Genomic DNA, 24711 nt, shown 5'->3' with positions numbered 1-24711 from the left:
GGTCGGACGTCCGCCAGGACGCCTCGACCACGCGCAAGAACGGATCCGACGCGCTGGGACACGATTCCGCTCCTTGTGTGGAACCCCAGGTCGCCGCCGACGCTCCGCACGGTGACGGTGGGAAACCTTCAGCTAGTCGTTGACTATGGCGATCTTGCCGAAGACCTCCTCGGAGGCGAGGCGCTCGAACCCGCTCCGGGCGTCAGAGAGGGCGAAGGTCGAGTCGATGAGCGGCCGGACCCCGGCGGAGGCGCAGAACTCGATCAGGCCCTCCAACTCGCCCCGGGTGCCCATCGTGGACCCCAGGATCTGGACCTGGCGGAAGAAGAGGTGCCGCCAGTCGACGTTCACGTCGAAGCCGGCCGTCGCCCCGCAGACGACGAGCCGGCCGCCGGGCTTCAGCGACTTCACCGAGTAGGGAACCGTCTCGCCGCCCACGGAGTCGATGACGCAGTCCATGCGCTCCGGCGCCCTCTCGCCCGGTTTCAGGGCCGTGGCGCCGAACTGCTCGGCGGCCCTCGCGGCCCGCTCTTCGCTGCGGCTGGTCACGTAGACCCGCGCTCCGATCGCCCGGGCGAGGACCATGGCGGCGGTGGAGACCCCGCCGCCGGCGCCGTGGACGAGAACCGCACTGTCCTCAGTGACCTGTCCTCGGGTGGTCAGCATGCGCCACGCGGTCAGGTAGGCGGTGGGAAGGCAGGCGGCTTCCGCGAAGCTCCAGCCCTCGGGGAGCGCGACGACGTTCCGCGCGGGAACGGCCACGGAGTCGGCGATGGTGCCGGGGTGGTGCTCGGACAGGAGGGTCCGCTTGGGATCCAGGGTCTCGTCGCCGTCGACCGGCTCGCCGATGACGGAGTGGAGGACTACCGGGCGCCCTTCGGTGTCGACGCCCGCGGCGTCGGTGCCGAGCACCATCGGGGCCTGCTCGGCGCGGAGCGCCACACCCTGCAGCGCCCACAGGTCGTGCCGGTTGAGGGTGGCCGCCTTTACCTGCACGCGTTGCCAGTCCGCAGGTACCTCGGGGGCGTCGAGCTCTCCCACGGTGAGCGCGTCGAGGGGCTTGTCCGGGTTGACCGTGTGTGCGTAAGCGGCGAACATGAAAGACCTCCGTCGTTGGATTTCAGTGCCCCCATGGTGGCATACGGTGCCGGTAACGAATCGGTTGCGGGGCAGGCGAAGGCCCCTCCGGTTGTTCCACAGTGCGGACGATCCGCTGCGGCGCATCCATATCGTGGAAGGCCCCGGCGATGTGATTGACCTCTGCCTCTCTTACGCGGGACTCGCGATGACGTCGGCCCCCGGCCGGGGTAAGGTCAGTGTCGGAAACACAATTCGCTAATCGAGAAGCGGGAGGGGCGCATGTTCAAGCCTCTAGTCAAGCGGCTGCTGCCGCACGCCCATGTTTCGGCCCACTGCGACCTGCCTTGCGGTGTCTACGACCCGGCACAGGCCCGTATCGAGGCCGAGTCGGTCAAGGCCGTCTGCGAGAAGTACCAGGCCAATGAGGACCCCGAGTTCCGCACCCGCGCCATGCTCATCAAAGAGCAGCGCTCCCACCTGGTGAAGGAGCACCTGTGGGTGCTGTGGACGGACTACTTCAAGCCTCCGCACTTCGAGGCCTACCCCGAGCTGCACACGCTCATCAACGAGGCCACCAAGCTCGCCGGCGCCGCCGGAACCAAGGGCGCGGCCGACCCCGAGGTCGCGGACAAGCTGCTGGCCAAGATCGACGAGATCGCCAAGATCTTCTGGGAGACCAAGAAGTAATCAGGTCGCCTTCCGCGTCAGAGGATTGAGCGGGGCGCTTCGGACCACGGTCCGGGGCGCCCCGTCGTCCGTCTCGGGGTGGAGGCGGCCGGATCCCGGGAGTCCGCCTTCCCCGGTACCGGGTCGGAAACGGGACCGGCGAGAGGCGGACGCGCACTGGAACCGGGCCCGAAACCGGACCCGCGAGAGGCCGACGCGCACTGGAACCGGGCCCGAAACCGGACCCGCGAGAGGCCGACGCGCACTGGAACCGGGCCCGAAACCGGACCCGCGAGAGGCCGACGCGGAGGACGACGGACACGCGGTCCGATGTCGCGCAACGCTCTTGCCGCAGAATCGGCTCGGCGGCGTTTTCCGGTCGGGAATTCGAGCGGGCCGGGTAGGCTAGGAGGGAGTCGGCCGATCGGACGAGGGCCGCAGGACCGAACGGAGTGAGGTAAGGGCGTGGCATACCAGGAAGGCAGAGACGACGTGGTTCTCCTGACCATACCCGCCTTGAGCGGTTACTTCTCCGTCCTGCCCACCGCCGCGGCCGCCGTCGCCACCCGCCTGGGCTATTCGCTGGAGGAGATCGAGGACCTCCGAGCGGCCGTCAACACGGCCGCCCACCTGCTGTTCTCGGACGCGCGCGGCGAATCGGACCTGGACTGCCGGATGGAGGTCAGCGACGACCAGCTGTGCATCACCATCAACGGCGCCGTCACGCCCATCGAGGGCGGCTACGAGTGGAACATGCTGTCGGCGCTCGCCGACGCGGTGGAGACCGGCCCGAGGCAGGTGCGCATCAGACAGAGCCTTCCGCGCACGGAGGCCGAGGCCGACACGCAGCGCCACCACATCTGAGCACACGCGAAGAGGGGCGGTGGGGAACCGATCGGTTCCCCACCGCCCCTCTTCGGCGGTCTTCTCGGCTCGCCGCCCGTGGAGGGCGCCGCCGGAAATCTCCCCTCGGGCCGGTCCCGCCGGGCTCGCACGGCTGACCGCGTCGAGCGATGCGACGCGCCGACATCGGCCGGCGACGCGACCCGGAACTCGCTCCGCAGGCCCCGCAGGGCTCAGCGGGCCGGGAGTCCGCACCGCGGACTCCGCGACCGGGCTCGCGGCCCTCGGAGCGTCCTGCTAGGCCTGGACGGCCACGGGGGCGATGTAGCCGTCGCGCTGCTTGAGAGCGCGGCGCTCCAGCTCGCTTAGCCCGCCCCACACGCCGGCGTCCTGGCCGGTGGCGAGAGCCCACTCCAGGCACGACTCGCGCACCGGGCAGCGGTTGCATACGGACTTGGCCAGCTCCACCTGAGACAGCGCCGGTCCCGAATCGCCGATGGGGAAGAACAGCTCCGGGTCCTCGTCGCGGCAAATGGCCTCGTGACGCCAATCCATCAAAATCTCCTTGCTTGACATTAGTGGTCGGGTGTTGTGCGGGATGCTCGGTGGTCGCTCGATCGGGGGACCGGAGTCGTCGGCGGCCCGGTTCGGAACGCTTAGCTTGTGAACGGTTTCACAAGCCGACGCGCGAATCCGTATCGCGGAAACGACGGCGAGTCGGTCGCCCGGCCGCGCGAGGCGGACGTGGCGCGCCTTCGTGCCCCTGCTCGACGCGGGTGTCGGAGACAGGCGGCTTCCGGATCCGCGATTCCTCATCGAACCGCCCGGTCATACGCCGGTTTCGAACTCGGTAGGGGGTCGCTGACATTCGCCTGAAGCGATATGACAAACTCCAATAGTAGTGATGCCACGCCGTCCGATGGATCCAGTGATCCGCATCATGGTCCGACGGGCGACGAGTTGCCATATCGACTTCCGGTGTTCGCAGAGACCGCACCTGTTCGGTTCCTCGTGAGGCCTATCGCGGAGTCGGCAAGGCACAGGCCCGGTCGGCGATTGCGTGCCCATGGGTACTGAGGACAAGCTGTCCACGGGCAGGCAGTCGTTGCCGGGGCGCGAGCGCGCCGGTACTACGATGGCACATCACGGGGGAAGAACGAAACGACCAGTCCCTCGGCTGCGGGACGTCCGCTGGATCCGCTTAGAGAGCGGCGAGCGGGCGGCGCAGGCCGACGGGCTCCCTTGTGCATCTATCACACACCATAATTCAATATTCTGTTTTCAAGTCTCAACACCGCCGCAATCTGACGGCGTGTTCTACACTGCCTGTTTCAGGGCCTGATGTCAATAGTCTGACTCATATTTTTCCCAAGTTGTTAACAGTCTTTCCTTCGAACGAGTGTCGTAAAACATCTGTTCGGAGGCACTGTCTGGGACTGCCCCGATACCGGCCGTCCGGTCAAGCCGCCACCCTCAATGCCTGCGGCACCGCGGAAAGCGACAATTCCCGACGCTCTCCAAGATAATCGCCATCGAGATGGAATGGCTGAGGTTGATCGGCCTGGAGCCGAATTGATGACAAATCGTGATAAGTCACCGCATGTTTACCATCGGGAACCTCGCGGCCTGACATCAGCGCCGCCGCCGTGTGCGCGGCGGCCGACAACCCGAGTTTACGCAAAACCAGGGCGTCAAGTCCAGTATTAAAGGACGCCCGCGCGTTGAGATTCACCGGGAAGCTCCCGACGTACGTCCACGGGGCGCAATTCTGGACCACCACCATCCCCGTCGACGGGTCGGCGATCCCCGATGGAAGGCAGACGCCGATCGAGTCGGCCTGGGCCCCAATCGTGTTCACCTCCGCCATGATGGCGCGCATGTACAGCGCGGGGGAGGAGCGGCGCCCCTTTCGCCGGTACTCCTCGACACGCCGGATGACCGACGCGTCCCAGCCGAGTCCCGTCGTGAAGGTGAACAGCCGCGAGCGCGAACCGTCGTCCACCCTTCCGAGGGACACCTTGCGGTACCGTCCCGTCTCGAGGCGGTGCCCTATCGCCCAGACGGCCCGGCGGCGGTCGGCGGGCAGCCCGAGGGCTCGCGCGAAGACGTTGGTGGACCCCCCGGGGATGGGCCCCAGCACGGGCGACTCCTCGGCGGTCCGGCCGTCGGCCAGGAGCCCGTTGACGACCTCGTTGAGCGTCCCGTCGCCGGAGAGCGTGAGTACGACCGGAAGGCCCCGCTCGGCGGCCCGGGCGGCCAGCTCCTCGCCGTGGCCGCGGGCGCGCGTGAACTCCACCATGGGCCGCGCGTACTCCTCGAGGGAGCGCACCACGCGCCGCAGGCGGCGCGGCGAAGTGGCCGTTGCCTTCGGATTCACTATGAGGAGGGCACGCATACAGCCACTTTAGCCGCAAACGGCACTCCGCGATACTGTAGTCAGGTGAGCTCACAGCAGATGGAGAACGCGGAGTCGCCGGAGCGGACCGATCGCCCCGGCTCGGTGAAGGGAGCGGTCGCCCTCTTGGCGGCCATGGCCCTGGGCATGGTCGGCCTGGCCGGCTATGCCGTGTACGACGGCCTCGTGCACAACACCGACGGCTTCATGCCGGCCCTGGGAATGACGCTGGTGTACGCGGTCCTGGCCGCGTTCTTCGGCTTCGCCGCCAAGGGCCTGTGGGAAGGGCGCAACACCGTCTCGCGGGGCATGTTCGGAGCGCTCATGCTCGCCCCGGTGGGCTACTTCCTCAAGGAGTCGGGCGGCATGGAGGCCGCCCTCGCCGTGTGGACCGTGATGATCCTGCTCGGCGTGGCACTGATGTCACCCTCCACCAGGGAGTTCGTGGGATTCAACGACCGGTCCATCGGCACCGGGGACGAATAGATGATTGCTTCCTGTCGGTGGTGACCGCGGAATCGCGCCCCAGCACGCCGTCTCCGTCCTTTCGGGTGGTCGGACGTCCGCCGGGACGCCTCGACCGCGCGAAAGAACGGATCTGACGCGCTGGGACACGATTCCGCTCCTTGCGTAGGACACCGGATCGCCGCCGACGCTCCGCGCGGCGCCGACGGGAAATATCCATATAGGCCGGCCCCTCCGAGCGCCGGCGGCGCCGGGGAGACCGGCCTTCGAACGAGTTGTCAGACCAGGACGCCGACCTCGGCGTTCTTCCTGTCCTCCAGCAGCCGCAGCAGCTCGGTGGACGGCCCCAGCGGGGGACCGGCGAAGTCGGCCCCGGCCTCCAGGGCGTCCTCGACGGCCCTGTCGCAGAGCATCCCCGGAGCGATGAAGTAGTGCAGCGCGGCGACGCGCCGCGCCCCGCCGGCCCGCAAACGCCGGACGGCCTCGCCCGGACGGTTCCCCGGCCCGGTCGCGAAAGCCTCCAGGGCGGGCACCTCCAGCAGATTCCCCACCACGCGCGCGACGTCGGCGACATGGGCGCGACCCGACTCGACCGACGTTCCGGCGGCGGAGACCACCACGGCGTCCACCGACGGCAGCGACCGCGTCAGCGAGTGCGCGAGCCCGGTGTCGCCCACCGGAGGAGCGAGCGAGACATCGACACCCAGCTCATCTCTGATGGACCGCGCCGCCTCGGGAATGTCGACCCGGGAGTGGTAGGCGTCGGTCAGCAGCAGCGGGACGAGCGTCAGCCGCGAGTGCCCCGCGCGGGCCAGGCTCTCGGCCACGGCCAGGGGCGTCGGGTCGTTGAAGCCCAGGAAGCCCGGGAGCATCCCGGCGGCGATGGCGATATTGTGCACGACGGCCGCCGAGCGCGGATCCCTGCTGCCGTGGGCGACGAGGACCGCCGGAGCGGCGGACTCGGCGCGGCGGTGCGGAACGGCCCTCATGAGTGGATCCCGCACTCGGTCTTCTCCAACCCGGCCCAGCGCCCGGCCCGGCCGCCCCCGCGAGCGGTGCACGGCCAGCAGCCGACCGACTCGAATCCCATGGAGATCAGCGGATTGACCGGAATGGAATGCTCGGCGATGTAGTCCTGGACGTCGCGCTCGGTCCACTGCGCGATCGGGGCGACCTTGACCTTCTGGCGGTTGAGGTCGAAACCGACAACCGGCGTCTCCGCGCGGGTCGGGGACTCGTCGCGGCGCAGGCCCGTGGCCCAGGCGTCGTAGTCCTTCAGCGCCCGGTTGAGCGGCAGCACCTTGCGCAGGGCGCAGCATTCGTCGGGGGAGCGGTCGAACAGGCGCGGCCCGAACTCGCCGTCCTGGCCGCCGACGGTCTGCTCCGGCTCGATGTCGCGGATCGTGACGTCCATGGTGCTCCGCACCAGGTCGCGGGTCCGCAGCGTCTCGGGGAAGTGCAGGCCGGTGTCGAGGAAGACCACGTCGACGCCGGGAGCCACCTGCGAGGCGAGGTGCACGACGACGGCGTCGGCGAAGGAAGAGGTCACGCACATGCGCTCGCCGAACTCGCCGAACGCCCACTCGAGGATCCCGTGGGCCGAGCGGCCCTCCAGGTCCCGTCCGGCCTCCTGGGCGAGGTCGCGCAGGTCGAAGGGGTCGCGGGGAACTGTCTTGTCCGAGGAACTGGTGTTCATTCTGCTTCCTGTTCTGGCCTAGGGCGCCTTGGGCGAGCCGCCCCCGAGATCGGGGACGGGCGTCGTCGCCGGCGCCTCCATGCCGTGGTATCGGACGGTGAAGATCCGGGTGCAGGAGTGGCAGTGCCACGCGCCCTTCACCTCACCGGTCTCGTCTTCGTGCGGAACCAGGTCTTCGTCGCCGCAGTACGGGCAGAGGTAGGGGACCATGCGCGCGCTCACTGGAGGTCCCCCTCCTCGGCGCGGTGCACCCACTTGGCGAAGGACTCGCCGCTCTCGCGCTGGTCGAGGTAGCGGCGGGTGAGGCGCTCGACGTAGTCGTCCAGGTCGGCCGAGGCGACCTTGAGGCCGCGGGCCTTGCGCCCGAAGGAGGCCTGCGAGGCGTGCCCGCCGCCCAGGTGCACCTGGAAGCCCTCCACCTGCTCGCCGTCCTTGAGGACCAGCTGGCCCTTCAGGCCGATGTCGGCCGTCTGGGTGCGGGCACAGGCGTTGGGGCAGCCGTTGAGGTGCACGGAGATCGGCACGTCCAGCTCGGGGATGCGCCTCTCCAGCTCGGCGACGAGGTCGCGGGCGCGGTCCTTGGTGTCGACGATGGCGAGCTTGCAGAACTCGATCCCGGTGCACGCCATGGTGGAACGGCGCCACGGGGACGGGTTGGCGCTCAGGCCCACCGCCTCCAGGTCGGCGACGACGGCGTCGACCTTCTCCGGGGCGACGTCCAGGACCAGGAGCTTCTGCATGGGAGTGGTGCGGACCCGGTCGGAGCCGTGCCGCTCGGCCACGTCGGCCAGCTTGTTCAGCAGCTCGCCCGAGACGCGGCCCGCCACGGGGGCGGCGCCGATGTAGAAGTTCCCGTCGGCCTGCTTGTGCACGCCGATGTGGTCGATCAGCTTCTCCGGCACCGGCGGCGCCTCCAGGCGCGGCAGTTCGCGGCCGAGGTAGTGCTCGCTCTCGAGGACCTCGCGGAACTTCTCGGCGCCCCAGTCCTTCACGAGGAACTTTAGGCGGGCGCGGGTGCGCAGGCGGCGGTATCCCCAGTCGCGGAAGATGCGGACCACGTTGACCCACACCTCGGCGATGTCCTCCTGGGAGACCCACACGCCCAGCCGCTGGGCGAACATCGGGTTGGTGGAGAGGCCCCCGCCGACCCACAGGTCGAAGCCCGGCCCGTGCTCGGGGTGGTGGGCCCCCAGCAGGGAGATGTCGTTGCACTCGTAGGGGATGTCCGGCAGCCAGGAGATCGCCGACTTGAACTTGCGCGGCAGGTTCGACAGGGACTTGTCCCCGACGAAGTGGTCGTAGATCTCCTCGATCTGCTCGGTCGGGTCGATCGCCTCGCCGTCGGCCACGCCGGCCACGGGCGATCCCAGGATGACGCGCGGGCAGTCGCCGCAGGCCTCCTGCGTGTCCAGGCCGACCTCCTCCAGGCGGCGCCAGATCTCCGGCACGTCCTCGATGCGGATCCAGTGGTACTGGACGTTCTGCCGGTCGGTGACGTCGGCGGTGTCGCGCGCGAAGTCGGTGGAGATGCCGGCGACGGCCCGCAGCTGGGCCACCGACAGCTGTCCGCCGTCCATGCGCACGCGCATCATGAAGTAGCGGTCGTCCAGCTCCTCGTCCTCCAGAGTGCTGGTCTTGCCGCCGGCGATCCCTGGACGCCGCTGCGTGTACAGGCCCCACCAGCGAAAACGACCCCGCAAGTCGGCGGGGTCAATGGAGTCGAAACCGTTGTGGGCGTAGATGCCCTCGATGCGGGCGCGGACGTTGAGCGGGTTGTCGTCCTTCTTGCCCTGCTCGTTCTTGTTGAGGGGCTCCCTGTGCCCCAGGGCCCACTGCCCCTCGCCGCGCTTTCGGCGCTTGCGGGGTGAGGTCTCGACGGGTGTGGCAGACACGGTGCGGCTCTCCTTATAGGTCCGGTGAAAGCTGGGAAGCATGGCCGCGGACGGACGGCGGCCGGTAACTCAGGGCGCTCTGCGGCCTCGACGGCGGGGCGCGGAAGGAATCCTCCGAACGGAGGGCTCAGGCGCTCACGGGCATGCGCATTCGCATGCGACACATGGCGCTGAAGACACGACACAGGTCTACGTGGCGACGGGCCACACCTCGGAAGTCGTGCACAGGAGACATGCGCCCAGTCTGCCACAGCCGGACGCGAAGAACGAGCGCCTTCCCGAAGGGTGGACGCTCGTTGTGGGAAATCGCGCCGACGGCCGGTCGGCCGTCACGCCAAGGCGCGAATCGATAACGGTATGCGATTGTCGGCGGCTCACGCCGCCTGCGACGTCAGCTGCTTGGGAACGTTGGGGCGGAGCACCGCCGGCGGACTGCCCGAGTCGAGCCACGTGGCCAGCCGCTTGCGGTCCACCAGAGTGATCCCCAGGTGGCGGGCGAGCGAGTCGTTGCGCAGGCCGTAGTTCATCCAGTGCAGGTCCCCGCTGGTCACCAGGACGGCGAAGTCGCACTTCCAGCGCGGTTTCGCCTCCCAGCCGAGCGCCTTGAGGTGGCGCTCGCCCATGCGCCGCATGGTCCCGTCGTCCTTCTTCGCCCGCACGAGGACCCGTTTGCCGTCCACGAGCGTGACCACGAAATTGCAGCCCAGGTCGGACCCCTTGTGCCCGAAGCGCTTGACGTGCTTGGCGTCCAGGTCCGTCAGGAGGCCCCCGACCGCCTGGTCGAACTGCGGGACCGGCAGCGTGTCGAGATCCTGCATGATCTCTTCGCGCTCCCGCGTACCGAGGTCGTACTCGCCCGCGCTCCTCCAGTTCCTGCCGAACAGGATCCAGGAGCAGAGCGCCGTGGCCGCCGCGATGGCGGCCAGGGAGGCGAACCAGACCCATTGCCGTGCGATGAAGTCCAGGGCGAAATACCCGGCGACCAGCAACGCCGCCGGAATGCCCAGCCGAATCAACCAAGACATGAAAACGACCCCCGCGTCAAGAGTGGTTATCGGATGTATGGGTGTTCCCCACGCCCGAAGGCGTAAGAACAGGTGGATGCAGACTGTAGTGACGAGTATTCCGGATGTGCGGTGCTTTGAACACCATCATGTCCTTAAAACGACAAGTCGGGCATGCGGACTGCACATGCAGACGCGCCCGGGCGGGCGCCGGACGCGAAGTCCGCAACTTTCGGAGCAACCTGGCCGAAACCCTGATCCATCTTAGGCAATACTGGCTACGTGTCAAGATGCGAATACGGTCGGCTCATCCTGCTGGGAGCCCCCCTGGGAAACCCCGGAGACGCCTCTCCCCGTTTGAAAGAGGCCCTCTCCAGCGCGGACGTCATCGCCGCGGAGGACACGCGGCGCCTCAAGCGGCTCCTGGGTGAAATCGGGGTGAACTCGGAGGCCTCCCTCGTCAGCTACTTCGAGGGCAACGAGAGCGCCAAGACCGCCGGCCTCGTCGAACGCCTGGTCGGAGGAGAGGACGTCGCCGTCATCACCGACGGCGGCATGCCCTCGGTCTCCGACCCCGGCTTCCGGCTCGTACGCGCCGCCATCGAAGCGGGCGTCGCGATCACCTCCGTGCCCGGCCCCAGCGCCCCCACCACCGCGCTGGCGCTCTCGGGCCTGCCGTCGGACAGGTTCAGCTTCGAGGGGTTCCCGCCCCGCAAGGGCGGAGAGCTGCGGCGCACGCTGGACGAGCGCAAGGACGACGGGCGCACGGCCGTCTACTTCGAGTCGCCGCGCCGCGTCGAGGCGACCCTGGTGGCGATGGCCGAGGTCTTCGGCGCCGACCGGCCGGCGGCCCTGTGCCGCGAGTTGACCAAGACCTACGAGGAGGTCCGCCGGGGGACCCTCGGAGAGCTGCTGGAAGGCGTGCGGGCCGACGCGCCGCGCGGCGAGATCACCCTCGTGGTGGCGGGATCGACCGGCCCCGACGCCTCCGAGGCCACTCCCGAGCGGCTGGCCGACGAGGTCGCCGAGCTCGAAGGACGGGGCACGCCGCGCAAGGAGGCGATGAAGCAGGTGGCCAAACGGTACGGCCTGTCCAAGCGCGACGTTTACGACGCCCTGCTCGATCGCTGAGGGAGCACCGTCACCCCCGCTGGTCAGAGCCTCGTGGGCGGCCGCGGCGGCGACTCGCACGGTTCCCTCCCGGGACTCTTCCCGGCCGAGAAGGGACCATTCCACGACGGAAGGGGCCCGACCAGCGGTCGGACCCCTTCGACGGTCTCCCGTCGGATCGCCGTTGCGCTAGAGGTCGCTGAACCGGAAGGTCTTCCAGGCCACGGCCGCGAAGACGGCGGTGAAGGCCAGGATCATCCCCACCTGCGGCAGCACCGCCACCGGGCTGAGGCCGAAACTGGCCACGCCCTGGATCGCCTCGTTGAGGTAGCGCATGGGATTGGCGTAAGAGACCAGCTGCAGCCACGTCGGCGACTCCGACAGCGGGTACATGGCCCCCGAGGTGAAGGCCATCGGCATGGTCACCAGGTTCGACAGGCCCGCCGCCCCCGGGGAGGTCTTGGCGATGCCGCCGATGATGACGCCCATGGAGATGAACATGGCCGTGCCCAGGATCGCCAGGGGCACGGCGAACCACGCCCAGCCGGACATCTGGTAGCCGAAGACGGCGACGGCCGCAGCGAGGAACACCGCGACCTGGATGCAGGCGACCACCACGTTCACCGTGATGCGCGAACCGACGACCACCCCCGACCCGGCCGGGGTGATCCGCAGCCGGCGCAGGATCTTGGTGCGCTTCCAGTCCACCAGCGTCCCGGCGGTGTTGAACACCCCCGCGATGGCGATCGCCCAGGCCAGCATGCCCGGGGCGAGGAACTGGATCATGTCGAACTCCGAGCCCGACACCGCCTCGGAGTCCACGGCGACCGGCGGATCGATCCCGTACTCCTCCTTGACCAGGTCGGCGTTCTCCGCCGCGAGGGCCGCCTCGACGGCGTTGCGCGCCGACGGCCCCGACGAGGGATTCTCGGAGTAGTAGACGGTGACCGAGTCGCCCTCCTGGACCACGGCCGCCCCCGCCCGGTTGTCCTCGATCCGCTCGATCGCCTCGTCCCGGCCGTCGACGCTCTCGACGTCCATGTCGTCGCCGGAGTAGCCCTCCAGCGCCGGGACGTCGCCGGCAACCAGCACGCGTGGGGTCGAATCGGCGGCGCCGCCGAAGATCAGCGACAGCAGCGCCATCATGATCAGGGGGAACAGCAGGGAGAAGAAGACATTGGCCTTGTCGCGCTTCCAACCCGTCCACTGGGCCTTGACCAGCGCCTTGTACGGACTGGCCTTAACGGCTGCGGTGCTCGCCATCAGTCTCTCCACTCCCGTCCGGTGACGCCCAGGAAGACGTCCTCGAGATTGGCCGTGCGCACCGCCAGCCCCTCCAGCGCACCCGCCTCGGCCAGCCGAACCAGCAGGGCCTGCGGGTCGCGCGTCTCGAACTCCACGGTGCCGTTCTCACGCTGCACGCCCAGATCGGTCAGGTCCTCGACCTGCGCGTCGCTCAACTGGTGCGCCCCGACCTTGATGTGCGTCGGCGCGTCGAGGCCCGCGACGAGCGAGGCGGGGGAGTCGAGGGCGAGAATGCGCCCGGAGTCCATGATGGCGACGCGGTCGCAGAGGAACTCGGCCTCCTCCATGTAGTGCGTCGTCAGGACCATGGTGCGGCCCTCGGCGTTGATCTTCCGCAGCAGCTCCCACATGTTCCGCCGGGCCTGCGGGTCGAGCGCCGAGGTCGGCTCGTCGAGGAACACCACCTCCGGGTCCCCGATCAGCGCGCAGGCGATCGACAGGCGCTGCTGCTGGCCGCCGGAGAGCTTCTCGCACCGCTGCCTGCGGTGCTCGGAGAGCCCGACCACGTCGAGGATCTCCTCCACGCGCTCCTCCGGCTGCCCGTACAGCTGCGCGTACGTCCGCAGCTGCTCGGTGACGGTCAGGAACTCGAAGAAGGCGTTCGTCTGCAGCTGGACGCCGATGCGGGAGGTCAGCTCGGCGGAGTGCGGCCACGGGGAGCGCCCGAGAACGGCCACCCTCCCCCCGTCGGGCTCCAGGATGCCCTCGATCATCTCCAGCGTCGTCGTCTTGCCCGCCCCGTTGGGGCCGAGAATGCCGAAGAACTCGCCCTCGCCGACGGAGAACCCGACGCCGCGGACCGCCTCGACCGGGGGAGCGTTCCGGGGCCGGAACGTCTTGCGGAGGTCTGCGACCTCAATGGCGGAATCCATGGTGACACCATAGCCCAGCGCCGGCTGTGCACCGCATCACCCGCTTTCGATTTTCGCAGGTGACACAGGGTGCGACAGGTCATCGGGCGCGCCGGTGCGGCAGAGGACGCCCCGCTCGGGGGCGATGTTCCCGCCACGGGTGACGTAGGGTGCGGACCCGGCTGCGGCGCAGGCACTTCGGACGGAGCCTCGCCGCAGGTCGCCTGTGTTCGCATGGCATAGTGCCAGAAAGGACACAGCCCTGTCCGACATTGCCCGCCGCCTAAGAAAATGGAGGACCACCCATGGTCATGGGACCGACGCACGCCATGAGCGGCGCCGCAGCCTGGCTCACCGGATCGGCCATCGCCGCCTCGTTCGGAGTGGAGCAGACCGCCGCCGAACTCGCCGTGGGGACCATCGCCTGCGCAGGCGCCGCCCTGTTCCCCGACATCGACTGCGCCGGAAAGGTGACCACCAACAAAGGCGGTTCCACCGTGGCGCGCGCCTTCGGGCCCGCCTCCATGATCGTCGCCGAAGGGGCCGAGCGCGTCGCCTACTGGTTCTACCTCCTGACGAAGACCAAGAAGGACCGCAAACGCAAGAACGGCCACCGCACGCTCACCCACACGCTCATGTTCAGCGTCCTCATGGGCATCCTGACCGGGTGGCTCGCCGCGAGATTCGGCAAACCGGCGGTCATCGCCATCCTCTTCGTCCTCACCGGACTCGCCGTCCGCGGACTCATGGCCACCACCGTCAAGAAGAAGGGGTGGATCGTCACGACACTGGCGTCGGTGGCCTGCGCCTACGGCATGTTCCACCTCCTGGAACCGGGCCGCTCCTACTGGGTCCTCGGACTGGCCATGGGCGTCGGCTGCGTCATCCACATCTTCGGCGACATGATCACCAAACAGGGCTCGCCCCTGCTCTTCCCCGTCCCGTTCAACGGCAAGGTCTGGCACAACCTCGGACTGCCCCGCGCCGTCGCCCTCCGCGCCGGCGGCAAGCGCGAGACCCGCTACGTCATGCCGGCGCTGACCGTCGTCGTCGTGCTCGGCTGGCTGTGGCACCTCCCCGAAGTGCAGCAGATGGTCACGGGCGCCTGAGGGACCGCGAACGTGAAAAGGGGCCGCCTCGGCGGCCCCTTTCTCTATGCGTTCCTCAAGGTTCCGGCATGCCCCGCGCGGCGCTACGGAACCCGCATCGCCCCCGACGCCACGGTCACGGCGCTCCCGCCGACGGAGACGGACTTCAGCTCCCCGCCCTCCACGGTCGTCTTCAGATCGAGCGTCGACGGCCGGCCCATCTCGGCGCCCTGCGAGACGGTCAGCTCATGGACGCCGTCGCCCTTGAAGGCCCCCACCGAGAACAGGTAGACGCCCAGGCACAGCGCCGCCGAACCCGTCGCCGGGTCCTCGGGAACGCCGAGGCCCGAACCGAACAGGCGCACGTGCGCCGTCCCGGCGGCCAGGTCGTGGTTGAAAAGGTAGACCTTCGGAGCGAAGCCGGACTTGGCCGCCGCGCGCCCGACCGCGTCGGCCTTGACCGGCAGCATGTAGTGCTCCAGCCCGGCGCTCGCGGTGCGGGCGGCGCCGGCCTGGTCCGACTCCGACAGGCCCGCGGCGCCCAGCAGCGGGCCGGCGTCCATGTCGTCGCCCAGGTCGATGGCCTTGCTCGTGAGCCACGCGTGGTCCCCGTCGACGACGATCGTCATCACCCCGGCCTTGGTCTCCTGCATGACCGTGTAGGTGCCCTCGGGATCGGCCGTCAGGCGGTCCTTGTTGCGGCGCACGTACTCCACGGCCGCGCCGATGGACGGGTGCCCGGCGAACGGGAGCTCCTCGGCGGGGGTGAAGATCCGGATCCGGTAGTTGGCCAGCGCCTCGGACGGAGGGAGGAAGAAGATCGACTCCGAGTAGCCGAACTCCCTGGCGAGGTCCTGCATCTGGTCGGCGTCGAGGTCGGAGGCGTCGTAGACGACGCCCAGCTGGTTGCCCGCGAAGGGCCGGTCGGTGAAGACGTCGAGGATGGAGAATTCGAGTGTGTCGTTGTCTGGCATGCCCCCATTATGGGCTCGCATCCGTCGAAAGGAGTAGTTCTTCCGGCCCTCGCGTTGGACGACGCCCGACGGCCGCCCGGGGAGGATGGGCCTATGAACGGAAGATGGACACGCGGACTGGTGATCGCCGCGATGGGGACCGCGGTACTGTCGGCCTGCACGACGGAAGGTCCCGGCGCGCCGGACCGGCCGGCGGGGTCGGAGAGTTCCGGGGCGAACGAGTCGGGTACCGGGTCGGAGGGAGGAGCGGACGTGGAGAAGCTCAACAAGGTGCTCCTCGCGGCGGCGAGCGAGGGCGACGCGGCCGGAGCGCGCGAGGCGGTGAAGGCCGGAGCCGACGTCGAGGCGCGGGACGGCGAGGGGCGGACGGCGCTGTTCACGGCCGTCATCGAAGACCATGTGGACGTGGCCGAGGTCCTGGTCGAGCACGGCGCCGACCCGGACGCGCCCGACTCGCGCGGCGAGAGCCCGTGGGTGAACACGGGCGTGACGGGCAGCGTCGCCATGATGGAACTGCTCCTGCCGCTGGAACCCGACCTGGCGCAGTACAACCGGTTCGGCGGCACGGCCCTCCACCCGGCCTCCGAGCGCGGGCACGTCGACTACGTCCGGGAGGTTCTGGCGCAGAGCGACATACCGGTCGACAGGGTCAACGACCTGGGCTGGACGGCCCTACTGGAGGCCGTGTACTTCGGCGACGGGGGAACCGACCACCAGGAGATCGTGCGGCTGCTGGTCGACGCGGGCGCGGACGCCTCCATCGAGGACTCGTCGGGCCTCACGGCCCTGGACCACGCCCGCGCCGGCGGCTACGACGAGATCGTCAGGATCCTGGAGGACTGACGGAGGGCCGGTGGACTGACGTACGGCCGGAGAACTGACGTACGGCCGGAGAACTGACAGAGGACCGGAGGTCTGACTGAGGACCGGAGAACTGACGGTGGACGGGTGGGCTGACGGAGGACCGGAGGGCCGGCGTAAGACCGGAGAACTGTTGGAAAGCCGGAGGACCGACGTAGGACTGGTGGACCGATGGAAGTGACGGCAGGGGACGTCGGCCGGCCGCAGGCCCGTTTCCGTATGACCGTATTAATACGATCATACGGAAACGGTGTCGCTCAGTCCTTCAGTCCTCGTTGGCGGTCATGCGCAGCACGTTTCCGATAAGGCGCAGGCCGGAGGCCTTTTCCGAGGTCAGGATGGACTCCGGATGGAACTGGACGCCGAACCAGCCGCGCAACGGGTCCTCGACCGACATGGCCACGTCCCCTAGCGCCGACGTCATGATCAGCCCGCCGGTCACCTCGTCGGGCGTGGCGTAGAGAGAGTGGTAGCGGGCGGTCTTCACATGGTCGCCCAGCCCGTCGAACAGGCCGCCGCCGAAGACCTTCACCTCGCCGGGACGCCCGTGGGCGGGCTCGTCCAGCTCGGACAGCTGCCCGCCGGAGTACTCCACCATCGCCTGCAGGCCCAGGCAGACGCCGAACACCGGAACCTCCCGCTCCTCCAGAACGCGCAGCAGCCCCGCCGTGTCGAAGTCCGTCGGCCGACCGGGCCCGGGCGAGAGCACCACCAGGTCGGGACGGTAGCGGTCCAGGACCTCCGCCGTGTCGAAACCGAACCGCAGCGTCGTCACCTCGCACCCGTGCTGGCGGAAGTAGTCGGCCAGCGTGTTGACGAACGAGTCCTCGTGGTCGACCAGCAGGACGCGCCGCCCCGCGCCGGCCTTGCCCCCGGCCAGGTCGATCGGCGTGGCCTCGGCCCGCGAACTGCGCCGCCCCTCGGCGGCCTCCAGCAGCGCGCTCGCCTTGAGGAAGGTCTCGGCCTCCTCCAGCGCGGGGTCGGAGTAGTAGAGGAGGGTCGCCCCGGCGCGCACGCACGCCATGCCGTCCCGGATGTGCGCGGTGCGCAGCGTGAGGCCGGTGTTCATGGAGCCGTCGACGCCGACGAACCCGACCGCGCCGCCGTACCAGCGCCGAGGGGTCTTCTCATGCTCCTCGATGAAGCGCATCGCCCAGGTCTTCGGCGCGCCGGTGACCGTCACGGCCCACATGTGGGTGAGGAAGGCGTCGAACGCGTCCATGTCGTCGCGCAGGCGCCCCTCGATGTGGTCGACGGTGTGGATCAGGTGCGAGTACAGCTCGATCTGGCGGCGCCCGATGACGCGCACGGAGCCCGGCACGCACACACGGGCCTTGTCGTTGCGGTCGACGTCGGTGCACATGGTCAGCTCGGCCTCTTCCTTCTCGGAGCCGAGAAGGGACAGGATCTGACTGGCGTCCTGCAGGGCATCACCGCCCCGGGCGATGGTTCCCGAGATCGGACACGTCTCGACGCGCTTTCCGTTCACGCGCACGAACATCTCCGGGCTCGTCCCCACCAGGTACTCGTCTCGGCCGAGGTTGAAGAAGAACTCGTAGGGGGACGGGTTGGAGGCCTTGAGGCGCTCGTAGAAGGCGGCGGGGGAGTCGCAGGCGGCGTACATCTCGTGGCCGGGAACGACCTCGAAGAGGTTGCCCGCTTTGAACTCCGCCTTGGCCTGTCGGACGACCTCGGCGTAGGACCCCGGTTCGGGGTTGGACGGCAGGACGGTCGCGGGGGTGTAGGCGAACTCCTCGCCCGAGCGCTCCAGGCCCTCGGTGGAGCGGCCGTCCACGGTGAACTCGTAGCGGTGCAGCTTGGCCACCTCGCGCTTGCGGTCGACGACGTAGACCTCGTCGGCGAAGTGGAGCACGGCGTCGCGCAGGCCCTCGGGTCGCTCCTTGGCGAACTCGACCGGCTCGAACTGGTAGGCCAGGTCGTACCCGAAGGAACCCCAGAACCCGAGGTAGGGATCCTCACAGGAGAAGGCCTCGACGATGGAGCGCAGAGCGGTGAAGGCGGTCGACTGCCGGGAGCGCAGCTCCTCGGAGACGACGCCCTCGCTGCGGGGGACGGTGACGGAGACGGAGCCCTCGGCCGCCTCGGTCGGGGCGACGGCGGCCATGGCCCGTTCGAAGACCGGCAGCAGCACCTCGCCGCGCCCGTTCAACGCGGTGGCGGTGACGCGGCGGCCTTCGACCGACACCTCGATGGCGGGATCGACATAGGCCAGGTGGAAGCGGGAGTAGCGTCCCGGGAACTCCATGCCGGAGGAGAGCACTCCGCCGCGGCGGTTCTCGACCAGGTGGGAGATGTGGGTCAGGTCGTCGTTCTCCAGCGAGGTGGTGGTTCGCGCGACCTGCGCACCGCCCGGAGTGGTGTAGATGGTCATGGCTTCCTTATCGACAGTCGGGTCCTGTACGACCCCCGGGAAGCCGCTCCGGATACGGAGAGAGCGACCGCCCCCGGGCGGTCGCTCTTCACTCTCACGTTCGCACAATGGAGCAGCGCCGCCTCAGCAACGCCACCACCAGCTCGCGAACTTCTTCATGGCGTCGATAGTACACGGTCCGCATCCTGGGAGCGAGTTGCCGTGCGCCGTGTCGCAGCCGAGACGGCGAGGGCGAGCGGGGGAGGACCAGGGGCGGACGACGGGACCGTCGCGGGGCGGCGTCCGCAGCGCGCCGCCGCGCTGGACGGATCGAGGGCGGGGCGGATCCGCCCGGCGAGTCGCGGGCCCCCTCGGTCAAGGCCCGGGCCTATCATGATCGAGGACGGGGGTGGTTCCCCCGTCCTCGTGAACGCCCGTGTTGCCGGCCGAACGGCTTGACAGCCGCCCGGCCGACCGATAATGTGGCGTTGGGTTTATTTTGGGCTCGTTGACTTGAGTATCCGCATGGCGGCCTCGACGTCAACGGGCCTTTTCTCTGTTCTCCCGGCGCACTCGCCGGCGCGCTCCTCCACCCAGTCCAACCGGTCGGGGCGGAGCCGCACCGGGATCTTCACGCCGTCCAAGGCCGCGGACAAGGCGGGAGCCCAGTCGGGACCCTCCATCACATCACCTCCTCTCCATCAAGAGAAGGCGCCGCCCCACGGGTCGCGAGAGCGGTACGGAGAGTATAGGAAAGACCCTCGTTCAAACGGCCGTCGGAAGCGCGCCGCGACCGCGCGGAAAGCCGATTTCGCTCCGGAGCCGGAACGCGCTAGACTCGGAGGAGCACGACGAAGACCCGGCCATCACCGGCGAGTCTCCGGAAGAACGGGCGCGAGCCCCAGTAGACCCGGACGGGACGGCCCGTCACAGCCGGCGAACGAAGCGGACGCGCGTCTGAGCGCGTCAAGCGAGGTGGTACCGCGGGCCGAGGCTCGTCCTCGTGAAGGTGTCGACTAAACACTCACGAGGAGCCACTGGAGAGATGACCTACCCTCATGACGAGTCCGGCAAGGACGCGCGCCCCGAGAACGGCGTGCCCTCCGTGCCCGCGAGCCCGAACCTCCCCGAGGTCGAGAAACGCATCCTCGACTTCTGGAAGAAGGACGACACCTTCCAGGCCTCCATCGACAACCGCGAGGCCGGAGAGCGCGGCGCCAACGAGTTCGTCTTCTACGACGGCCCGCCCTTCGCCAACGGCCTCCCGCACTACGGCCACCTCCTGACCGGGTACGTAAAGGACATCGTCCCCCGCTACCAGACCATGCGCGGCCGCCGCGTCGAGCGCCGCTTCGGCTGGGACACCCACGGGCTGCCCGCCGAGGTCGAGGCCGAGAAGGAGCTGGGCCTCAACTCCAAGGCCGAGATCGAAGAGTACGGCATGGAGAAGTTCAACGAGGTCACCCGCGCCTCGGTCATGAAGTACTCCGGCGAGTGGGTCGACTACGTGACCCGCACCGCCCGCTGGGTCGACTTCGACAACGACTACAAGACCCTCGACCTCCCCTACATGGAGAGCGTCATGTGGGCCTTCAAGTCCCTCTTCGACAAGGGCCTGGTCTACGAGGGCTACAAGGTCCTCTGGTACTGCTGGCGCTGCGAGACCCCGCTGTCGGCCACCGAGACCAAGATGGACGACACCTACCGCCCCCGCCAGGACCCCGCCGTCACCGTCGGCCTGGAGGTCACCACCGAGGGCGAGTTCAAGGACGCCAAACTGCTGGTCTGGACGACCACGCCCTGGACCCTGCCGTCCAACCTCGCCGCCGCCGTCGGCGCCGACATCGACTACGCCCTCGTCGAGTCCGAGGGACTGCGCTACCTCCTGGCCGAAGCCCGACTCGGCGCGTACGCCAAGGAGATCGGCGAGGACCCGACCGTGCTGGGCCGCTACAAGGGATCCGACCTCGTCGGCCTCACCTACCAGCCCCCGTTCAACTTCTTCGAGGGCCGCGAGAACGCCTTCCAGGTGCTGAGCGCGGACTACGTCTCCACCGAGGACGGCACCGGCATCGTCCACATCGCCCCGGCCTTCGGTGAAGAGGACAAGCTCGTCACCGACGCCGCCGGCATCGAACCGGTCGTCCCGGTCGACTCGCAGGGCCGCTTCACCACAGAGGTCCCCGACTACTCCGGACAGCACGTCTTCGACGCCAACAAGGAGATCATCAAGTGGCTCAAGACCACTGAGAAACTCCTCAAACACGACACCTACCAGCACAACTACCCGCACTGCTGGCGCTGCGACTCGCCGCTGATCCAGCGCGCCCTCTCCAGCTGGTTCGTCAACGTCGTCAAGTTCCGCGACCGCATGGTCGAGCTGAACCAGGAGATCGACTGGACCCCCGCGCACGTCCGCGACGGCCAGTTCGGCAAATGGCTCGAAGGCGCCCGCGACTGGAACATCAGCCGCAACCGCTTCTGGGGCTCGCCGATCCCGGTGTGGCGCTCGGACGACCCCGAGTACCCGCGCATCGACGTCTACGGCTCCCTCGAGGAACTCCAACGCGACTTCGGCGTGAAGGTCGACGACCTGCACCGCCCCGGCATCGACAAGCTGACGCGCCCCAACCCGGACGACCCCACGGGCAAGTCCACCATGCGGCGCGTCCCCGAGGTCCTCGACTGCTGGTTCGAGTCCGGATCCATGCCCTTCGCGCAGGTCCACTACCCGTTCGAGAACACCGACTGGTTCGAGAACCACTACCCGGGCGACTTCATCGTCGAGTACACCGCCCAGACGCGCGGCTGGTTCTACACCATGCACGTCCTGGCCACGGCGCTGTTCGACCGCCCGGCGTTCCGCACCGCCATCGTCCACGGCACGCTCCTGGGCGACGACGGACAGAAGATGTCCAAGTCGCTCAAGAACTACCCCGACGTTCGCGAGTCCTTCGAGAAGTACGGCTCCGACGCGGTGCGCTGGTTCCTCGTCTCGTCCCCGGTGCTGCGAGGCGGCGACATGCCCGTCGTCGAACAGGGCTTCCGCGACACCACGCGGCACATCATCCTGCCGCTGTGGAACGTGTGGTACTTCTACACGCTCTACGCCGGAGCCTCGGGCTACGACAAGACGATCGAGCAGTCGCGCGAGATCGCGCTCGCCAGCGAGAACCGGCTGGACCGCTACCTGCTGGCCAAGACCCGCGAACTGGTCGAGGGCATGACCGCCGCGCTCGACGCCTACGACCTCTCCGGAGCGGCCGAGACCTTCCGCCTCTACTTGGAGAGCCTCACCAACTGGTACGTGCGCCGCTCGCGCGACCGGTTCTGGGAGGGCGACGAGGCCGGCTTCGCCACCCTGGCGACCGCCCTCAAGACCGCGCTCGAGGTCGTCTCGCCGATGCTGCCGATGATCGCCGAGGACATCTGGCAGGGCCTGACCGGCGGCCGCTCGGTCCACCTCGTGGACTGGCCGGACGCCTCCGACCTGCCCGCCGACCACGGCCTGGTCGAGGCCATGGACCTCGTCCGCGACGTCGCCTCGGCCGGACTGTCGCTGCGCAAGGCCCGCAAGCTGCGCGTGCGCCTGCCGCTGGCGAAGCTGACCGTCGCCACCAAGGACGCCGACAAGCTCCAACCCTTCACCGACCTGGTCAAGGACGAGGTCAACGTCAAGCTCGTCGAGCTGGACACGAACCTGGAGGACTACTCGACCAAGGACCTCAAGCTCGTCCCGCGGGTCCTCGGGCCGCGCCTGGGCAAGGACGTGCAGCGGGTCATCAAGGCCTCCAAGACCGGCAACTGGACCGCCGAGGGCGGCACGGTCGTCTGCGACGGCGTAGAACTCCAGGAGGGCGAGTACGAGCTCACCCTCGCACCTGTCGCCGCCGACCGGACCCAGTCTCTGGCCGACGGTTCCGGAGTCGTCGTGCTCGACACCGAGCTGACTCCCGAACTGCGGGCCGAGGGCCTCGCCCGCGACGTCGTCCGCGTCGTCCAGCAGGCCCGCAAGGACGCCGACCTGGACGTCACCGACCGCGTCAGCGTCGTGCTCGACGCCCCCGAGCCGGTGCGGGCCGCCATCGAGGCCCACCGCGACTTCGTGCAGGGCGAGACGCTCGCGCTGCAGCTGGAGTACGGCGAGCCGGCCGGGGACGCGACCTCCGGCGAGGCCGGCGACGGCGACGCCGTCCGCGTCTCGGTCGAGAAGGTGGCAGTCTGAACCTGAGAACGCGATAAAGGGGCCCGGCCGAGCCGGGCCCCTTTTCCTATTCCGGGGAGTGAACAGGGGTCTAGTAGTTCTCGTCGGCCTCCAGGACGACCTCTTTCCGGATATTGTTCCCGGTGTCGGGGTCCCAGCCCAGCGAATTGGACCTCTGGGCGCGCATGACCAGATAGGCCGTCGCCGTCCGCTCCCCGACCTCTCCGCCGGGTTCGAGGTCCATGACGTCGCTCGTGTACACCGCGCCGCCCTCCATCTGGAAGACCGAGGCGACCAGGAGCGGCTCGTTGAGGCAGTTGGGCGCCTCCTCCCAGCCGAGCAGTGCCAGACTCTCGCAGGACAGGTAGACGTCGAAGGGCACCGACGGATTGTCCGACAGGTTCTCCGCCTCGACCACGGCCTCCCAACCGTCGAACGACGTGCGCTCCACGGAGATGTCCACCTTCACATCCGCGATGTCGTTGAAGGGGAGTTCGGACGTGTCGACGAGCTCGTCCTCCTCGCCGGGCCGGTACTCCATCACGCGCGTCGACTCCTCGAGCGGGGCGCCGCCGCAACAGCCCTCGGACTCATCGAACGCCAGTCCGAGGCGCTTGTAGCTGCCGCCCAAGGCCCCGATGTCGAAGAGGTCGCCGTAGCCGTCGAGGGAGCCGGCGACCCTCTTCTCAACGGTCCAGCCGTTCTCGGCGTCGCCCTCCACGAGCAGCGCCTGCCGGATGAACTCGGCGTTGTACTCGCAGCCCACCAGAACGGCTTGGGCAGTCTCCGCGCCGGCGGCGAAGACGGTCTTGCTGACCCACACCGACCCCTCGGGGGCGCGGTCGTGGTCGTAGGGGCCTACTCCCGCGGGCGTCCCGTCCTCGAGGACCACGTCCTCCGTCGAGCAGACCGCGTCCACCTCCTCCTGCCGGTCCGTACCCTCCGCGAACGAGGGCAGGTCGATCGTGGTACCGATGAAGTCGTCCACCGTGGGGAGCATGGATCCGGCGTCGGTCTCCGACTCGAGGACGACGCCCTCCTGGGCCGTCTCCGGCACGGTCACGTCTTGGGGCTGCTCCTCGCCGGTGTCGTCTTGGGCCGACTCCGTGGGTTGGACACTGCCGTTGGCCGCATCGCCGGACCCACCGAGCTGCGCCCCGACGCCCCACAGCCCCACCGGGACCGCGGTCGCCACGACGGCCAGCGCCGTCACCGCAGACCGGCGTACCGCCTTGCGGCGCTTGGCCTTACGGCGAACGAGGCGCACCGGCATCGGGTCGGCGTCCATGTCGGCCTCCGTGGCGAGTCGGGAGAACCTCTGCCGCAGTTCGTCTTCGGCGCCACTCATACTTCCTCCTCGGTGATGCGGAGCTTGTCCTGGAGCGCGGCCCGGCCGCGGCTCAGCCACGACCGCACGGTCGACTCGGACACTCCCTCCTGGCGGGCTATCTCAGTGGTCGTCATCTGCGCCAGGTAGTAGAGGATGACGGCCTTCCTGTGCTGCTGGCGGAGGCCCCGGAGGGCGTCGCGAAGGTCGAGCCGGTCGGGCTGGGGCCCTTCCGAGTGCTCGTCCCTCGTCCGGCGCAGGAAACGGCGGATCACCGTCTGCCTGCGATGATGGGAAGTGGCGAGGTTCCAGGCGACGCGCCGCACCCAGGCCAGGGGGTTCTCGTAGTAGCCGACCGTCCGCCATCGGGCGTAGGCGCGGCAAAAGGCCTCGGCGACCAGGTCCTCGGCTTCGGGCAGGTCGCCCACGTAAGCGTAGATCTGACCGATGAGGGAGTGGGCGTGGGCCGTGTAGAACTCGTCGAAGTCCCTCTCTGGCGAGGTGGACGAGCCGGCCGTGGCGGAAGACCGCCGAGCGGTTGAGGTGGACACCGGAATCTCCTTGCGGAACGGGGGGGTC

The 24711-nt window shown here is 68.9% G+C and carries 21 protein-coding genes; 7 read left to right on the top strand and 14 right to left on the bottom strand.

Annotated elements, in window-relative coordinates; all coding sequences use genetic code 11:
- Nucleotides 1-132: 132 nt before the first annotated feature.
- Nucleotides 133-996 carry a zinc-binding dehydrogenase gene (locus ACFTE1_RS15285; RefSeq protein WP_380621077.1) on the bottom strand — a complete coding sequence of 288 codons (864 nt, stop codon included), beginning with the start codon at nt 994-996 and terminating at the stop codon, nt 133-135.
- A 363-nt stretch (nt 997-1359) separates the two neighbouring features.
- Here ACFTE1_RS15285 and sodN point away from each other — a divergent pair, with 363 nt between their 5' ends.
- Both sodN and ACFTE1_RS15275 read left to right on the top strand, forming a co-directional pair.
- Nucleotides 1360-1767, top strand: a complete 408-nt coding sequence (gene sodN, locus ACFTE1_RS15280) for a superoxide dismutase, Ni (protein WP_380621075.1) — start codon at nt 1360-1362, stop codon at nt 1765-1767.
- A gap of 444 nt (nt 1768-2211) precedes the next feature.
- Nucleotides 2212-2610, top strand: coding sequence for an anti-sigma regulatory factor (locus ACFTE1_RS15275; protein WP_380621073.1), 399 nt, complete (start codon nt 2212-2214; stop codon nt 2608-2610).
- A 276-nt stretch (nt 2611-2886) separates the two neighbouring features.
- Here the strand turns inward: ACFTE1_RS15275 and ACFTE1_RS15270 are convergent, their stop codons facing one another.
- Both ACFTE1_RS15270 and ACFTE1_RS15265 read right to left on the bottom strand, forming a co-directional pair.
- Entirely contained in the window at nt 2887-3144 is a 258-nt protein-coding gene (locus tag ACFTE1_RS15270; protein WP_380621071.1) for a WhiB family transcriptional regulator, read from the bottom strand.
- A 904-nt stretch (nt 3145-4048) separates the two neighbouring features.
- Complete coding sequence (locus ACFTE1_RS15265; RefSeq protein WP_380621069.1) at nt 4049-4984, bottom strand: diacylglycerol/lipid kinase family protein; 936 nt, start codon at nt 4982-4984, stop codon at nt 4049-4051.
- Nucleotides 4985-5029: 45 nt separating this feature from the next.
- Between ACFTE1_RS15265 and ACFTE1_RS15260 the strand changes: the two genes are divergently transcribed.
- Nucleotides 5030-5470 (top strand): hypothetical protein, encoded by a 441-nt coding sequence (locus ACFTE1_RS15260; protein WP_380621067.1) that lies wholly within the window; start codon nt 5030-5032, stop codon nt 5468-5470.
- A 257-nt stretch (nt 5471-5727) separates the two neighbouring features.
- Here the strand turns inward: ACFTE1_RS15260 and ACFTE1_RS15255 are convergent, their stop codons facing one another.
- From ACFTE1_RS15255 to ACFTE1_RS15235, 5 genes are all read right to left on the bottom strand, one after another.
- The gene (locus ACFTE1_RS15255) at nt 5728-6453 is read right to left on the bottom strand and encodes a sirohydrochlorin chelatase (RefSeq protein ID WP_380621065.1); all 726 of its coding nucleotides are present in this window, start codon (nt 6451-6453) and stop codon (nt 5728-5730) included.
- On the bottom strand, nt 6435-7145 hold the full coding sequence (locus ACFTE1_RS15250; protein ID WP_380621063.1) for a phosphoadenylyl-sulfate reductase: 711 nt from the start codon (nt 7143-7145) through the stop codon (nt 6435-6437). The genes ACFTE1_RS15255 and ACFTE1_RS15250 overlap by 19 nt, the downstream gene beginning before the upstream one ends.
- An 18-nt stretch (nt 7146-7163) precedes the next feature.
- Nucleotides 7164-7367 carry a hypothetical protein gene (locus ACFTE1_RS15245; RefSeq protein WP_380621061.1) on the bottom strand — a complete coding sequence of 68 codons (204 nt, stop codon included), beginning with the start codon at nt 7365-7367 and terminating at the stop codon, nt 7164-7166.
- Nucleotides 7364-9079 carry a nitrite/sulfite reductase gene (locus ACFTE1_RS15240; protein ID WP_380621059.1) on the bottom strand — a complete coding sequence of 572 codons (1716 nt, stop codon included), beginning with the start codon at nt 9077-9079 and terminating at the stop codon, nt 7364-7366. The genes ACFTE1_RS15245 and ACFTE1_RS15240 overlap by 4 nt, the downstream gene beginning before the upstream one ends.
- A 332-nt stretch (nt 9080-9411) precedes the next feature.
- Nucleotides 9412-10062, bottom strand: a complete 651-nt coding sequence (locus ACFTE1_RS15235; protein ID WP_380621057.1) for a restriction endonuclease — start codon at nt 10060-10062, stop codon at nt 9412-9414.
- Between the two features lie 261 nt (nt 10063-10323).
- Here ACFTE1_RS15235 and rsmI point away from each other — a divergent pair, with 261 nt between their 5' ends.
- Nucleotides 10324-11172 carry a 16S rRNA (cytidine(1402)-2'-O)-methyltransferase gene (gene rsmI, locus ACFTE1_RS15230; RefSeq protein ID WP_380621055.1) on the top strand — a complete coding sequence of 283 codons (849 nt, stop codon included), beginning with the start codon at nt 10324-10326 and terminating at the stop codon, nt 11170-11172.
- A 168-nt stretch (nt 11173-11340) separates the two neighbouring features.
- On the opposite strand, the gene ACFTE1_RS15225 is transcribed toward rsmI, so the two are convergent.
- Entirely contained in the window at nt 11341-12414 is a 1074-nt protein-coding gene (locus tag ACFTE1_RS15225; protein ID WP_380621053.1) for an ABC transporter permease, read from the bottom strand.
- A complete protein-coding gene (locus ACFTE1_RS15220; protein ID WP_380621051.1) occupies nt 12414-13328 on the bottom strand; it encodes an ABC transporter ATP-binding protein in 915 nt (304 codons plus the stop codon). The genes ACFTE1_RS15225 and ACFTE1_RS15220 overlap by 1 nt, the downstream gene beginning before the upstream one ends.
- A gap of 284 nt (nt 13329-13612) precedes the next feature.
- On the opposite strand from ACFTE1_RS15220, the gene ACFTE1_RS15215 reads away from it, so the two are divergent.
- The gene (locus ACFTE1_RS15215; RefSeq protein ID WP_380621049.1) at nt 13613-14416 is read left to right on the top strand and encodes a metal-dependent hydrolase; all 804 of its coding nucleotides are present in this window, start codon (nt 13613-13615) and stop codon (nt 14414-14416) included.
- Between the two features lie 83 nt (nt 14417-14499).
- Here the strand turns inward: ACFTE1_RS15215 and ACFTE1_RS15210 are convergent, their stop codons facing one another.
- Nucleotides 14500-15369, bottom strand: a complete 870-nt coding sequence (locus ACFTE1_RS15210) for a PhzF family phenazine biosynthesis protein (protein WP_380621047.1) — start codon at nt 15367-15369, stop codon at nt 14500-14502.
- Between the two features lie 93 nt (nt 15370-15462).
- Here ACFTE1_RS15210 and ACFTE1_RS15205 point away from each other — a divergent pair, with 93 nt between their 5' ends.
- Complete coding sequence (locus ACFTE1_RS15205; RefSeq protein ID WP_380621045.1) at nt 15463-16212, top strand: ankyrin repeat domain-containing protein; 750 nt, start codon at nt 15463-15465, stop codon at nt 16210-16212.
- 283 nt (nt 16213-16495) lie between these two features.
- Here the strand turns inward: ACFTE1_RS15205 and ACFTE1_RS15200 are convergent, their stop codons facing one another.
- Nucleotides 16496-18622, bottom strand: a complete 2127-nt coding sequence (locus ACFTE1_RS15200; protein WP_380621043.1) for an anthranilate synthase component I — start codon at nt 18620-18622, stop codon at nt 16496-16498.
- A gap of 1024 nt (nt 18623-19646) precedes the next feature.
- Here ACFTE1_RS15200 and ileS point away from each other — a divergent pair.
- On the top strand, nt 19647-22826 hold the full coding sequence (gene ileS / locus ACFTE1_RS15195; protein ID WP_380621041.1) for an isoleucine--tRNA ligase: 3180 nt from the start codon (nt 19647-19649) through the stop codon (nt 22824-22826).
- 70 nt (nt 22827-22896) lie between these two features.
- On the opposite strand, the gene ACFTE1_RS15190 is transcribed toward ileS, so the two are convergent.
- Together ACFTE1_RS15190 and ACFTE1_RS15185 are read right to left on the bottom strand one after the other, a co-directional pair.
- Nucleotides 22897-24153: a hypothetical protein gene (locus tag ACFTE1_RS15190; RefSeq protein WP_380621039.1), complete on the bottom strand. Its 1257-nt coding sequence runs from the start codon at nt 24151-24153 to the stop codon at nt 22897-22899.
- Nucleotides 24150-24683 (bottom strand): RNA polymerase sigma factor, encoded by a 534-nt coding sequence (locus ACFTE1_RS15185; RefSeq protein ID WP_380621037.1) that lies wholly within the window; start codon nt 24681-24683, stop codon nt 24150-24152. Before ACFTE1_RS15185 ends, ACFTE1_RS15190 begins: the two co-directional genes overlap by 4 nt.
- Nucleotides 24684-24711 lie beyond the last annotated feature (28 nt).

The sequence above is a fragment of the Salininema proteolyticum genome, from assembly GCF_042685645.1.
Lineage (GTDB): Bacteria > Actinomycetota > Actinomycetes > Mycobacteriales > Micromonosporaceae > Salininema > Salininema proteolyticum.
Note: the sequence above shows the minus strand (reverse complement) of the source record. Positions and strands in the feature narration are given on the sequence as shown.